The organism is Amycolatopsis sp. cg5, assembly GCF_041346955.1.
Lineage (GTDB): Bacteria > Actinomycetota > Actinomycetes > Mycobacteriales > Pseudonocardiaceae > Amycolatopsis.
The window spans coordinates 4332480-4346105 of the sequence record NZ_CP166849.1 but is presented as its reverse complement, the minus strand read 5'-3'; the positions used below and the strand labels follow the sequence as shown (position 1 = coordinate 4346105).

Here is a 13626-nt window from a genome sequence, read left to right as displayed (position 1 = left end):
GGGACACCGCCTCGGTCAGAATCGCGGGTATGACCTGGAGCCCGACGCACGGTGATCAGTTCGACCCCGTCCCCTACCGCCCGGCCCGCATGCCTGCCGACGAGACACTCGCCAACGCCGCGTCCCTGCGCCGGCGGATGGACGAGCGCCGCTCGGTACGCAGCTTCTCCCCCGACCCCGTGCCGGAGCAGGCCGTACTCGACGCGATCGCGGTCGCGTCCACCGCGCCCAGCGGCGCCCACCAGCAGCCATGGACCTTCGTGCTGGTCTCGGACCCGGCCGTCCGCAAGCAAATCCGTTCGGCCGCCGAAGCCGAGGAAACCGTTTCGTACGACGGCAGGCTCGGCGAGGAGTGGCTCACCGCGCTGCGCCCGCTCGGCACCGACGCGATCAAGACCCACCTGACCGACGCGCCATGCCTGATCGTCGTCTTCCAGCAGCGTTTCTACCTGGAGGACGACGGAACCACCCGCAAGCACTACTACGTCGACGAGTCGGTCGGCATCGCCGTCGGCATGCTCCTCACGGCCTTGCAGGTCGCCGGCCTCTCGGCGTTGACGCACACCCCGTCACCCATGCGTTTCCTCGGCGAGGTGCTCGGCAGGCCCCGCAACGAGAAGGCGTTCGCGGTGATCCCGGTGGGTTACCCGGCACCGGACTGTGTGGTCCCGAACCTTCAGCGCAAGTCCCTCGACCAGGTACTCGTCCGCGTCTGACCGGTTTTGTCGGTGGGTGATGCGATGCTGCCCCCATGACTTTGCCGAGCTACTCACCGACCTGGTCCGAGGACGACCGCGTGGATCTCCCGCTCGACGGCGACGAGCGGGAGATCCTCACGGCCTACCTCGACTGGCACCGCCGGACCTTCGAACTCAAGTGCGCCGGGATCCCGGCGGAAAGGTTGTCCGACAAGAACATCCCACCATCCGGGCTCAGCCTGCACGGCCTGGTCCGCCACCTCGCAGGCACCGAGCGCTGGTGGTTCCGCCAGCAGTTCGCCGGCGAGGACGTGCCGATGCTGCACTACTCCGACGACAACCCGAATGAGGACTTCGACGCGCTCGACGGCGACGTCGAGGCCGCTTTCACCCTGTGGCGCGAGGAATGCGCGCGCTCGCGGGAGATCGTCGCGTCGTCCACTTTGGACGCCACGGGCACGCATTTCCGGACGGGGAAGCCGGTTTCGCTGCGACGGATCGTGGTGCACATGATCGCCGAGTACGCGCGCCACAATGGACACGCCGACCTGCTGCGGGAACAGATCGACGGCGCGACCGGCCACTGACCTGCCGCCGCGGGGCGGCCCGGCTCGCGAAAGCCAGAGTGAGAGGAAGAGACGAAAGCCCAAGCCGGGGCGAGAAGCAACGAACGCGAAAGCCGAAGCTCGCGAAAGCCCGGGTGTGAAGACGAGCGCGGAAGTCGAGGCTCGCGAAAGCTCGAACGTTGTGAACGAGGCGCTCACAACGCACAAGGTTGCGAACGAGGCGTTCACGACCTTCGGCCACCCCTCAGGGTCGGCGGCCGGGCTCGTCGGGCGCACAAAAGCCACTTTCGCCAGCAATTCGGCCTCTCGGCCACAAGCCAGGGGTTGTGAACGCCTCGTTCACAACCTTCAACCTCGCGAACGAGGCGTTCGCAACGCTCGAGTGACCGGAGGGCTAGGCGAGCATTTCCTTCAGGATGGCGCGCTGGGTCGGCTTGGCCTCGGCGTAGAGCTTGTGCCCGGCCTCGGTCAGATCGACGAAGATCCCCCGCCGGTCCATCTCACACATGGCACGCTCGACGAGCCCTTCGCGCTCGAGCCGGGCGACCAGGCGCGAGGTCGCACTCTGGCTCAGGTGCACAGCTCCGGTCAGATCCGCGCCGCGGCACTTCTGGGCGGCCGTGGCCAGGCATTCGAGCGCCTCGAACTCGCTGACGCCGATGCCGTGCTTCTCCTGGAGCGTGCACTCGAGCGCGCCGAAGACGGCCGCGTGGCGGGCAAGCAAGCCTTGCCATTCCTGCACCAGAACCTGCTCAGCTACATCGCTCACGTAGGCGAAGATAGCATGCACGGGAATCTGATGCAATCGCATTAAATTCACTTGCATTAGATGCGTGTGCATGTAGCGTGTGGATCATGAGCTCTTCCGCGCATCTCTCCACCACCTCGACCAGGTGGGACGCTCGTCTGTGGGGCGTACTGCTCACCGTGTCCACCGTCATCGGCCTGGACGCGCTCGACGTCTCCATGGTCGGTGTCGCTCTCCCGTCCATCCGGGCCGACCTCGGCCTGTCCACCAGCGCGCTGCAATGGGTCGTCAGCGGCTACGTACTCGGCTACGGCGGTCTGCTGCTGCTCGGCGGCCGGACCGCGGACCTGCTCGGCAGGCGTCGCGTGTTCCTCATCGCGGTCAGTGTCTTCGCGCTCGCTTCGCTGCTCGGCGGGCTCGTCGACGACGGTGCGCTGCTGATCGCCAGCCGCTTCATCAAGGGCCTGAGCGCCGCGTTCACCGCTCCGGCGGCGCTGTCCATCATCACCACGACGTTCCAGGAAGGTCCCGCCCGTAACCGCGCGATCAGCATCTTCGCGGTGTTCGGCGCGAGCGGGTACTCGGCCGGGCTGGTCTTCTCGGGACTGCTGACCCAGGTCGGCTGGCGCTGGACGTTCCTGCTGCCGGTGCCGATCGCGCTCGTCGTGCTGGTCTTCGCGTACCGCCTGATCCCGGCCAACCGGCCGGAACGCGCCGGCGGCGGCTATGACTTCCCCGGCGCGATCACCGGGGCCGCCGGTTCGCTGCTGCTCGTGTTCTCGGTGGTCGAAGCGCCGACCGTCGGCTGGCTCGCGGCCAGGACGCTGATCTCGTTCGGGGTCGCGTTCGCACTGCTCGCGACGTTCATCGTCATCGAGAAGCGCAGTTCGCACCCGCTGCTGCGGCTGGGCATCCTGCGCTCGGGTCCGCTGGCCCGCGCCAACATCGGCGGCGCGCTGTTCTTCGGCGCCTACATCGGGTTCCAGTTCGTGGTCATGCTCTACCTGCAGTCGGTGCTGAACTGGTCCGCGTTGCAGACCGCGCTCGGTTTCCTGCCCGCCGCCGCGATCGTGGCCTTCGGCTCGCCGAGGATCGAGCCGCTGATCGACCGCGTCGGCACCCCGCGCACCATCCTGGCCGGTGTGGTCGCGCACGTCATCGGCTACGCGCTCTTCCTGAACGTCGACGAGACATCCAGTTACGCGCTTTCGGTCCTGCCGAGCATGATCCTGCTGGGACTCGGCTTCATGCTGGCCTTCTCCTCGCTGAACATCCAGGCCACCGCCGGGATCGCCGACAACGAGCAGGGCCTCGCGGGTGGCCTGCTGAACACCTCGGTCCAGATCGGTGGCGCCATCGGCCTGGCCATCGTGACCGCGGTGCTCACCGCGAACGGCGGCGCCGAGGCGTCGCGGACCGCGCTGCTCTCCGGGCTCACCCCGGCGTTGAGCGTGGTCACCGGCATCGCGGTGCTCGCGGTGCTGGTCAGCCTGGCCGGCGTCATCAAGCCGCGCCGCACGGCAGAAATCGCCGTCGACGAAGCGGAACTCGCGCTCGCCACGAAGTAGCGACGCGACGACGAAGGTGCCTGTCACTCGGGGGGTGGCAGGCACCTTCGCCGTACTCTGACGTGCCATGGCTGATCAACACCGGTGGTGGGACGTCGTCCGCTGGACGGTGTACGCCGGCACCGCGCGACCGCACTCGCCGCGCTCGGCGGGCCTTCGGGTCCTGCGCGTGGTCGCCGTGCTGGGGATCGGCTCTTGGGCGGGGTTCGTCGCCACGGTCACCGCGATCACCTACGGCCGCAGCTCCCTGGTGACCGTCGCGCTCGGCGTCGCCACGCTCGTGCCCGCGGTGATCGCGCTCTGGTCGCCACTGTGGGCGTGGCGCGCGCTGGTGGTCCTGATCCTCGCCACCCCACCCGCGTACCAGGATTGGGTGCAGTCGTGGGGCTGGCCCTGGTCCCCCGGTCTCGCGTTGGCCGCCCTGCTGGTGCTCTATCTTGTCGGCGAAACCCACGAGCAGCCCGTACTCGCGTGCGTGGCGCTGTTTTCGGTCGCGGCCATGGCGCCTTACGTGCACGACTGGCGTGACCTCGTGCTGCTGGCCGCGCTCACCTCGGTTCCCCTCTTCTTCGGCAACCTCGTGCAGCAGCGCAGGCTCGCCGAGCGGGAACGTCTCGCGCGCGAGCACCAGCGCATCACCGAGGAGACCCGGCTCGCGGTGCTCGAAGAACGCACCAGGATCGCGCGCGAGCTGCACGACATCGTCGCGCACCACATGTCCGTGCTCGCGCTGCGCACCGACTCCGCCCGCTACCGCTTCCCCGAACTCACCGACGACCTGAAGACGGAGTTCGCCGCGCTGACGAACACCGCCCGCGAGGGCATGACCGAGCTTCGCCGCCTGCTCGGCGTGCTGCGCACCGAATCCGCGTCCACCGCGCCGCAGCCCGACATCGCACGCGTGACCGACCTCGTCGACCGGGTGCGCGCGCTCGGTACCGACTGCACGCTCGACATCCGCGGCGATGTCGACGCGCTGCCAGCCGGGGTCGGGCTGTCGCTCTACCGGATCGTGCAGGAGGCGCTGAGCAACGCGGCGCGCCACGCCCCGGGTGCGGCGGTCCGCGTCTCGCTGAACGTCGAAGCCGACATCGTGCACACGACCGTCGTCAACGACCCAGGCGAGTCCACCGGGTCGATCGCACCGCCAGGGCACGGTTTGCTGGGCATGCGCGAACGCGTCGCGATGCTGTCCGGTGAACTGGAGACCGGCGCGACACCCGGCGGCGGTTTCCGCGTCGCCGTCGCACTTCCACTAGAGGGAGCCACTTCGTGATTTCCGTCGTCGTCGCCGACGACCAGACCATGGTCAGGCAGAGCTTCCGCGCGGTGCTCGACGCGCAGCCGGACATCCAGGTGGTCGGCGAGGCCGAGAACGGGCTCATCGCGATCGAGCGCTGCGCCGAGCTGGAGCCGGACGTCGTGCTGATGGACGTCCGCATGCCCGAACTCGACGGTCTCGAAGCGGCCAGGCGGATCCTCGGCGGCCGCGACCGCACGATCCGGGTCCTGATGCTCACGACCTTCGACATCGACGAGTACGTCTACGGCGCCTTGCGTGCGGGCGCCAGCGGCTTCCTGCTCAAGGACGCGCCACTCGACGACCTCGTCACGGCCGTCCGGGTGATCGCGGCGGGCAACGCGTTGTTCGCGCCCACGGTCACCCGCAGGCTGATCGGCGAGTTCGCCACCCGCACCCGCGTCTCCGGCACGCGACTCGCCGACCTGACAGCCAGGGAGACCGAGGTGCTACGGCTGATCGCGAAAGGCTTGTCCAACACCGAGATCGCCGACGAACTGGTCATCGCCGAGCAGACCGCGAAAAGCCACGTAAGCCGCGTCTTCACGAAACTCGGCGTCCGCGACCGAGCCCAGGCCGTCGTGGCCGCCTACGAAGAGGGCCTCGTCGTCCCAGGTCAGGGCTCGTGAGTGATATGACCGGTTAGAACCGGCCGTACCACTCACGAGCCCTTCGACCCAGGCAGTACCCCGGTATGGGTGCGCGCCCCGAAGACGCCACCCCGGCGTGACGACGCGCGGGCCGTTTTCGATCATTGTGGCGGGCATGAGGTCGCCGCGTTTGCCCATTGCCGCACTGGCCGCCGTGTTCGTCGCGGTCGCCGTCCTTTGGTGGCTGCTGGGCCGTCCACTCGGGATCGACTCGGCGGTCTACCGCGCCGGCGGACTCGCCATCCTGCGCGGCGAACCGCTCTACGGGCGCCTGTCGGCGCTTCCTGATTGGGCACTCGACCTGCCGTTCACGTACACGCCGTTCGCCGCGATGGTGTTCGCGCCGCTCGCGGCGCTGCCCACCCAGTTGGGCTGGGCCGTGTTCGCCGTGGCGGCGGCGCCCGCGTTGTACGTGACGTTGCGCCCGTTCACCGTCCACAGCGGACTGCCGCTGCTGGTGGCAGGCGCGTTCTGCCTCCAGCCGGTGTGGCAGACCGTCGGACTGGGCCAGGTCAATCTCATCCTGATGGCCGCCGTGGTGTTCGACGTGCTCGTGCTGCGCGGATCCCGCCACAGCGGCCTGACGATCGGGGTGGCCGCGGCGATCAAGCTGATCCCGCTGATCTTCATCGTGCACCTGCTGGTCACCGGCCGCCGCGCGGACGCGGGCCGCGCGCTGGCGGCGTTCACCGGCGCGACCGTGCTGGCGTTGGCCGTGCTGCCGGGCGACAGCGTCCGGTTCTGGACCTCGGCGATCTTCAACGACCACTTCGCCACGATGAAGTCCTGGGTGGGAAACCAGTCCTGGCAAGGGTTTCTGGCGAGGACACTGCCCGACGCCAAGTGGGCGATCGTGCTCGGTGTCGCGGCCGCCGGCACGGCGACCTGGTTCGCCGTCCGGCGATTGCACCGCTCCGGCGACGAACCAGGCGCACTGCTGGTGACCGCGGGCTGCGGGCTCGTGGTCAGCCCGATCTCGTGGACCCATCACTGGGTCTGGGTCGTGCCCGCGATCGGCTACCTGCTCGCGCGCCGCCACAGCTGGCTGGCGTTGGCGACCGCGGCCCTGTTCACGGGCTGGGCCACCGCGATCGTGCCGGGCGGTGGCGGCCGGGAGCAGGGCTGGAACCTCCCGCAAGCCGTGTTCGGCAACGCCTACCTGCTCGCCGCGCTGGGCGCGGGAGCCGTCTTGCTCGCTCGTCACAAATCCGCGAGCAAGAGTCCACTTCGCGGCTTGGGCGTGAAATAGGTGGCCTTGCGCGGCATGCGCAGGCCCGCCGCGTGCGTAGCCAGCAGATCCGCCAGCGGCACGGGAGCGAGCAGGAACGTCGCGTCCACATCGGACACCACCGTCCGGCCGCCCGGCAGTATCGGGACCAGCGCGGGTCCTTCCGGGTCGACGCCCAGCGCCTCGCGGATCAGCACCTGCTCGACCACCCGGTGATCGATCGACGGCTCCCCCAGCGACGGCAGCCGCACCCGCAGCGCCGACCCGCCGGCGAGCACGACCACCGAGCCGACCGCGACGGTCCGGTCGCCGGTCTCGCGGACGTCGAGCCCGGCGGCGCGCCACCGGGAAGCCAGCTCCGCCAACGAAAGCCCGGTGCCGACGAGCGCGCGGTGGATCGGCCCGATCTCGAGCCGCGGTCCCCCGGTGACCAGCGCGAGCAGCGAGCCGGCCGCGGCGGAGGCGGCGACGCGGTGATTGCCGTCGGCGACCAGCAGGGTGTGCCGCTGAGCCAGCGCGAGCACCTCGTCCTGGTGCTCGCCGGCGCCGAGCAGCCACAGCCGGTGCCGCCTGCCCACCGAGTCCACAGTGGACACGGCCGGCTCGTCCAGCGTGCTCAGGATTTCGCGGACCTTGCCGGTGAGCACCCAGCCCTCCGCCTCGGGCACCAGCAGCGCCGCACTGGTCGCGCAGCCGAGACCGGCCAGCATCGCGGCACGCTCGGCCACGACGTCCGGGTAGACGTCTTCGGTGTGCCGGACGTGCGAAACCCCGTCGGCGCCGACGACATCAGGGTCGACCATGCAGAGGACGCCGAGCACGGACCCGTCCGCGCCGTCGATCTCGTACAGGCCGACGACGTCGGACACCGGCTCGTAGTGATACGAGCGCAAATAGGACAAAGCGGCCCGCGCGATCGGCAACGCCTCGGTCAGGCCGAGCCCCGCCGCCAGCGCGGCGGGCGTGCGGTGCGGGTGTTGCACCGCGAGCAGCGTGCCCTCGGCGCCGCCGGGCACGGCCAGCGCCGCGGCGACGCGCGTGGGGTCGCCGAATTCGTCCACGTCCGGTCCAGGCACGCGGTCACGCACCACCCAGCCGCTCCGGATCGGCCGCACCCAGCAAGTCATCCGCTCATCAAATCAGTTCGCCGCGAATCCGCGCGTCATGGAATGCTTGCGTATGCGAAACAGTTGACTCGCAGAGTCGGCACTGGGGATTCCACGGAAGGACCGCGCATGACCGAAACTGTGTCCAAGGGGGTCGGTCTGCGTTCGGAGCGTGGCCCCGTGCTCGCCGCGGTCATGCTGAGCACCGGTTTGGTGGCGCTCGACAGCACGATCATCGCGACCGCCGTGCCGTCGATCGTCCGCGATTTGGGCGGTTTCTCCCAGTTTCCCTGGCTTTTCTCGATCTACCTGCTGACCGCGGCCGTCACGACGCCGCTCTACGGCAAGTTCGCCGACGTGCTCGGCCGCAAGCCGGTGATGTTCTTCGGTATTGCCGTCTTCCTGATCGGCTCGGTGCTGTGCGGCGCCGCGTGGAGCATGCCGGTGCTGATCGCCGCGCGCGCCATCCAGGGCATCGGCGCCGGCGCGATCCAGCCGATCAGCATGACGATGATCGGTGACCTCTACAACGTCGAAGAGCGCGCCAGGGTGCAGGGTTACGTCGCCAGCGTCTGGGCGATCGCCTCGGTCGTCGGGCCGACGCTCGGTGGCGTGTTCTCCGAGTACCTGGACTGGCGCTGGATCTTCTTCGTCAACCTCCCGCTGGGCGCCATCGCCACGTGGACGCTCGCCCGCAAGTTCCCGGAGCGCGTCGAACGCCAGTCGCACCGCATCGACTACGCGGGCGCCGCACTGCTCACCATCGGCTGTTCGCTGCTCATCCTCGGACTGCTCGAAGGCGGCGTGGCCTGGAGCTGGGCGTCACCGGCCAGCCTGGCGATCTTCGCGGTCGCGCTGGTGCTGCTGGTCGCGTTCGTCTTCGTCGAGCGCAAGGCGGCCGAACCGATCCTGCCGCTCTGGGTGTTCCGCCACCGGATCCTCAACAGCGGCAACCTGGTCGCGCTCATCGTCGGCGCGGTGATGATGGGCCTGAGCTCCTACCTGCCGACGTACGCGCAGGGCGTGCTCGGGTTCGGCGCGCTCGCCGCGGGCTTCGCGCTGGCCGCGTTGACGATCGGCTGGCCGATCTCCGCGAGCCTGTCCGGCCGCGTCTACCTGCGGATCGGCTTCCGTGACACGGCGCTGATCGGCAGCGGGGTGATCATCGCGGGCTCGCTGGTCGCGGCGATACTCGGCGAGCACTCGTGGCTGGGCCTGGCCGCGATCTCGGCGTTCATCCTCGGCATCGGCCTCGGCCTGCTGTCGAGCCCGACAGTGGTGGCCGTCCAGTCGACGGTCGGCTGGGACAAGCGCGGCGTGGTGACGGCGACGAACATGTTCTGCCGGTCACTGGGCAGCGCGGTCGGCGCGGCGATGTTCGGCGCCATCGCGAACGCGACGCTGGCAGGAGAGGAATCGCTCTATCAGGCGACGCACAACGTCTTCCTGGCGATGGTGGCCGTCTCGGCGCTGGCCGTCGCGGCGATCCTGCTGATGCCGCGGCACACCGACCAGCTCAGGACGCGTGGAGCAGAGCCTCGGCCGGAAGAGCCACACACGGGCAGCCACCCTCAACCGTCAGGCAGTCAATCGTGAACTCGTGCCGGACGACGTCGAGGTCGACGCAGCCGGGCTCCACGCATTCGACGTCGCCTGCCGGGTGCACGATCAGGGTGCCGTGGCAGTGGTCGAGCTCGGCGACGCACAGCGCACACATCATCGGTTTCCACGCCTTCCGCGAAGGGCCGGAGAACAGCGGTCGCCTCTTGGTACCACCGGGGACCGACAAATTCTGGCACCTTCGCGGCGTGTCGCCTCGCATACTCCCTTGAAGGCCGATAGGGCAACCGGTGCTATGCGCTCTTGCTGGGCCGTCGCGCCGGCGCCTTCTTCTCCGCGGGCTTCTTCCTGGTCGTGGCAGCGGGCTTGCGGGTCTTCTTGGCCTCGCTGACGCTCGCCTGCAGCGCCGACATCAGGTCCACGACCTCGGCCTTCGCACCCGGCTTGGCCGTCTTCTTCGTGCTGCCACCCTGCGCCTTGGCCTCGATCATCGCCTCGAGCGCCTCGCGGTAGGTGTCGGTGTACTTGTCGGGTTCGAAGACCGGCTCGGACATCGAGTCGATCAAGGAGCCCGCCATCGTCAGCTCCTGCGCGCGCACCTGCGGCGCCTCCTCACGCAGGAAGCCAAAGTCCGGCGTGCGCACCTCGTCGGGCCACAGGATGGTCGTCATGACCAGCACGTCCGACACCACCCGCAGGATCGCGAGCGACTCACGCTGGCGGATGGCCACCTTGGCGACCGCGACATGCCCTGACTTGTGCAGCGCGTCCCGCAGCAGCACATAGGGCTTGGTCGCGGTCTTCTGCGGCTCGAGGTAGTAGGTCTTGTCGAACTGGATCGGGTCGATCGACTCCAGCGGCACGAACTCGAGCACGTCGATCAGCTTCGACGTGGACAGCGGCAGCTCCGCCAGGTCCTCATCGGTGATCACGACCATCTCGCCGTCTTCGAGCTCGTACCCCTTGGCGATCTCGGCGTACGGCACCTCTTCGCCGTCGATGGTGCACACGCGCTTGTACTGGATGCGGCCGCCGTCGGCCTCGTGCACCTGGCGTAGCGAGACGTTCTTGTTCTCGGTCGCCGCGTAGAGCTGGATCGGGATCGTGACCAGTCCGAAAGAGACTGAACCCTTCCACATCGCTCGCATCGCCATCGACCTCCGGCATCGGTGTGAGGTGCCTGCATACCCACGGTACCCTGGCCGGTGAGCTGGGAAAACTCCAAAGCGATCATGTTTGCGAACGCGTGTTCGAGGATTCACGGTTACCATCGGGACCATGAAGGCCGGTGAGACACCCACCCGTGAACTCGTCCGCGATCCCATGGCGTTCACCGACCGCGTGACGCCCGACGCCCGAGACGGCTGGCCCGTCGAGGCCGGTCGCTATCGCCTGGTCATCAACCGAGCGTGTCCCTGGGCGCACCGCGTCAACATCGTCCGCAGGCTGATGGGCCTCGACGAGGCCATTTCCGTGGCCATCACCGACCCCATTCAGGAGGACATCGACGGCGACGCCCACTGGGTGTTCACCGAAAAGACGGGCAGCCCTGGCGACAAGGACCCGGTACTCGGCATCCACGCACTGCGCGAGGCCTACCTCGCGCGGCGGCCGGATTACACCGGCGGGGTGAGTGTGCCGGGGCTCGTGGACATCCCGACCGGGCACCTGGTCAGCAACGACTTCGGGCAGCTGACCATCGACTTCGGCATCGAGTGGGCCTCACTCGCCCGCCCCGGCTCCCCCGTGCTGTACCCGGCGGAGCACCGAGCCGAGATCGACGCGTTGAACGAGGTCGTCTACCGCGACGTCAACAACGGCGTCTACCGCTCCGGGTTCGCGCCGCACCAGGAGAGCTACGACCGCGCGGTGACCGCGTTGTTCGCCCGGCTCGACGAACTCGAGGACAGGCTGACCGGACAGCGCTACCTGGTCGGCGACACGATCACCGAAGCCGACATCCGCCTGTTCACCACCCTGGTCCGCTTCGACGCGGTGTACCACGGGCACTTCAAGTGCAACATCCGCAAGCTCATCGAGTACCCGGCGCTGTGGGCGTACGCGCGCGATCTCTTCCAGACCCCGGGTTTCGGCGACACCACGGACTTCGACCACATCCGGTGGCACTACTACTACGTGCACTCGGCCATCAACCCGACGCGCGTGGTCGCCGCCGGGCCGGATCCTCGGGCTTGGCTCACCCCGCATCATCGCGAGGACTTGGGCGGGCGGCCCTTCGGCGACGGCACTCCCCCGGGCCCGCCTCTGGAGCCGGTGCCTCCCCTGGCCTGAGGGCTCGTGAGCGTTGCGGGCGGTTAGAACCGCCCGCAACGCTCACGACCCCCAAGCGCCGCTGGTGCGCCGCTAGCCTGGCGGAATGGGGTGGAACCTGAGTGAGCTCATCGCCAAGCACGACGTCCCAGGCGCGCAGGTAGCCGTACTGGCCGACGACGAGATCCACGACGAAGCCGCCGGAATACTGAGCCTGCACACCCAGGTCGAGACCACGACCGACTCTGTGTTCAAGATCGGTTCCATCACCAAGATCTGGACGGCCACGCTGATCCAGCAGCTGGTCGACGAAGGCGCGCTGCGACTCGACCGTCCCATCCGCGACTACCTGCCCGGGTTCCGGCTGGCCGACCCGGTCGCCACCGAATCACTGACCACCCGCCACCTGCTCACCCACACCGGCGGTATGGACAGCAACCACGCCACCGACCCGGGTCGCGACGACGACGCGATCGAGAAGTTCGTCGCCAGTCTGGCCGACGCCGACCATCCGCTGGAGCCCGGCACTCTCTTCTCCTACTCGAACAGCGGGTACGTCGTGCTCGGCAGGCTCGTGGAAGTGTTGCGCGGCACGCATTTCCACGACGTGCTCCGCGAACGGCTGGCCGCGCCGTTGGGCTTGCGCACTGTCGCCACCGACACCTACGAGGCGATCCTGCACCGCGCTGCGGTCGGCCACGTGCGGTCCGGCGAAGCGCTCGTGCCCACGGACAGCTGGGCGGTCCGGTACCACTGCGCGCCGAGCGGCTCTCATCTCGCGATGAGCGCGCGGGATCTGCTGGAGTTCGTGCGCCTGCACCTCACCGAGCGGACACTCGCCACGCTGCGCGAACCGCACGTCGAGTCTGTCCCGGACTTCGGCGGCGGTGCGCTCGGCTGGGGACTGGGCTGGATGCTCCACCGGGACGGCGTCGTCGGCCACACCGGCGTTTCCAAGGGGCAGAAGGCTTTCCTGCGCGTCGCGCCGTCAGCGAAGGTGGCGGTCGCCGTGCTGACCAACAGTACCGGTGGTGCGCCGCTGGCCTACGAAGTCTTCAGCGAGGTGCTCAAAGACCTCGCCTGTGTCGAAACGGAGCCGCTGCCCGTGCCGCCCGCGAACCCCGCTCTGATCGACGTGGACCGTATGTGCGGCACCTACCGCACCACCCGGCACGACATCACCCTCACGAGCGAAGGCGACCGCAGTTTCCTCACCTACCGCCCGCGCGGCGGCGGCTCCGAAGACCGCTTCGAGGTCGTGCGCTTCGGCGACGACTCGGTCATCACCACCGAGCCGACGGCCGACGGTCATCAGGTCGTGTCGCTGGTCGGCGCCGACCGCCACGGTCGCGCGCGCTTCCTGCACTACGGCGCCGCCGCGGCCAGAATCACGCCTTCGGGCGCTCTTTGAGCCCGGCGGCCAAGAGGTCGATCATCTCGGCGATCCGCGTGGCACGGAGTTCGGGGCGGTTCTTGGTGCCGTCGACCCAGCGCAAGTAGGCGCGACGGTAGAACTGGGCGAGCGAGTCGAAGAACGCGGCCGCGGCCGGGTTGGCGTCGAGCGCCGACGCGATGTCGTCGGCGAGGTCGTCACGTTGGGGACCCTCTGGCGCCAACGCCACCTCGACGTGATCACCGGGCGCGAGGCCGTTGTCGCGCCGCCAGGCCGCGCCGAGCACGACGCCGAGGTCAGCGCCGAACTTCTCTACGACGCCACGGATCCGTATCTCGTTGACGGTGCCCGTGACGTGGTGGCGAGGCTTGCTCCCCCACACCTGATCGGGGTCGAACGGAACGGGCACGAACACCCGGCCGCGCGCGCCGGCGCGGACCGTCGCGGCAAACCGGCGCGTCGTCACGAGTGGCGAGTTTAGCTGTGGGCAGGCCTGCCCACAGCGTGCACCGTTCTGGGGCTGAGCCGTGTCCCAGTC

Annotated in this window: 13 protein-coding genes; 9 read left to right on the top strand and 4 right to left on the bottom strand. The window is 68.9% G+C overall.

Annotation, left to right across the window (positions count from 1 at the left end; translation table 11 throughout):
* The first annotated feature begins 29 nt into the window (after positions 1-29).
* Entirely contained in the window at positions 30-716 is a 687-nt protein-coding gene (locus AB5J62_RS19575) for a nitroreductase family protein (RefSeq protein WP_370949697.1), read from the top strand.
* Between the two features lie 35 nt (positions 717-751).
* A complete protein-coding gene (locus tag AB5J62_RS19570; RefSeq protein WP_370949696.1) occupies positions 752-1285 on the top strand; it encodes a DinB family protein in 534 nt (177 codons plus the stop codon).
* A gap of 373 nt (positions 1286-1658) precedes the next feature.
* Here AB5J62_RS19570 and AB5J62_RS19565 read toward each other — a convergent pair whose 3' ends face one another.
* The gene (locus AB5J62_RS19565; RefSeq protein WP_370949695.1) at positions 1659-2033 is read right to left on the bottom strand and encodes a MarR family winged helix-turn-helix transcriptional regulator; all 375 of its coding nucleotides are present in this window, start codon (positions 2031-2033) and stop codon (positions 1659-1661) included.
* An 86-nt stretch (positions 2034-2119) separates the two neighbouring features.
* Between AB5J62_RS19565 and AB5J62_RS19560 the strand changes: the two genes are divergently transcribed.
* The 4 genes from AB5J62_RS19560 (at position 2120) to AB5J62_RS19545 (ending at position 6779) form a co-directional block, all read left to right on the top strand.
* Positions 2120-3580, top strand: a complete 1461-nt coding sequence (locus AB5J62_RS19560) for an MFS transporter (RefSeq protein ID WP_370949694.1) — start codon at positions 2120-2122, stop codon at positions 3578-3580.
* Positions 3581-3647: 67 nt separating this feature from the next.
* Positions 3648-4856 (top strand): sensor histidine kinase, encoded by a 1209-nt coding sequence (locus AB5J62_RS19555; RefSeq protein ID WP_370949692.1) that lies wholly within the window; start codon positions 3648-3650, stop codon positions 4854-4856.
* Positions 4853-5509: a response regulator gene (locus AB5J62_RS19550; protein ID WP_370949691.1), complete on the top strand. Its 657-nt coding sequence runs from the start codon at positions 4853-4855 to the stop codon at positions 5507-5509. The genes AB5J62_RS19555 and AB5J62_RS19550 overlap by 4 nt, the downstream gene beginning before the upstream one ends.
* A gap of 136 nt (positions 5510-5645) precedes the next feature.
* Entirely contained in the window at positions 5646-6779 is a 1134-nt protein-coding gene (locus AB5J62_RS19545; RefSeq protein ID WP_370949690.1) for a glycosyltransferase 87 family protein, read from the top strand.
* On the opposite strand, the gene AB5J62_RS19540 is transcribed toward AB5J62_RS19545, so the two are convergent.
* Positions 6731-7885: a DUF1015 family protein gene (locus AB5J62_RS19540; RefSeq protein WP_370949689.1), complete on the bottom strand. Its 1155-nt coding sequence runs from the start codon at positions 7883-7885 to the stop codon at positions 6731-6733. The genes AB5J62_RS19545 and AB5J62_RS19540 overlap by 49 nt on opposite strands.
* A 108-nt stretch (positions 7886-7993) precedes the next feature.
* On the opposite strand from AB5J62_RS19540, the gene AB5J62_RS19535 reads away from it, so the two are divergent.
* Positions 7994-9460 carry an MDR family MFS transporter gene (locus AB5J62_RS19535; RefSeq protein ID WP_370949688.1) on the top strand — a complete coding sequence of 489 codons (1467 nt, stop codon included), beginning with the start codon at positions 7994-7996 and terminating at the stop codon, positions 9458-9460.
* A gap of 257 nt (positions 9461-9717) precedes the next feature.
* On the opposite strand, the gene AB5J62_RS19530 is transcribed toward AB5J62_RS19535, so the two are convergent.
* Positions 9718-10572, bottom strand: coding sequence for a Ku protein (locus AB5J62_RS19530; RefSeq protein ID WP_370949687.1), 855 nt, complete (start codon positions 10570-10572; stop codon positions 9718-9720).
* Positions 10573-10702: 130 nt separating this feature from the next.
* Here AB5J62_RS19530 and AB5J62_RS19525 point away from each other — a divergent pair, with 130 nt between their 5' ends.
* On the top strand, positions 10703-11716 hold the full coding sequence (locus AB5J62_RS19525; protein ID WP_370949685.1) for a glutathione S-transferase family protein: 1014 nt from the start codon (positions 10703-10705) through the stop codon (positions 11714-11716).
* An 85-nt stretch (positions 11717-11801) separates the two neighbouring features.
* On the top strand, positions 11802-13106 hold the full coding sequence (locus tag AB5J62_RS19520) for a serine hydrolase domain-containing protein (protein WP_370949684.1): 1305 nt from the start codon (positions 11802-11804) through the stop codon (positions 13104-13106).
* On the opposite strand, the gene AB5J62_RS19515 is transcribed toward AB5J62_RS19520, so the two are convergent.
* Positions 13084-13554, bottom strand: a complete 471-nt coding sequence (locus AB5J62_RS19515) for a YdeI/OmpD-associated family protein (RefSeq protein WP_370949683.1) — start codon at positions 13552-13554, stop codon at positions 13084-13086. The two genes, AB5J62_RS19520 and AB5J62_RS19515, sit on opposite strands and share 23 nt — an antisense overlap.
* Positions 13555-13626 lie beyond the last annotated feature (72 nt).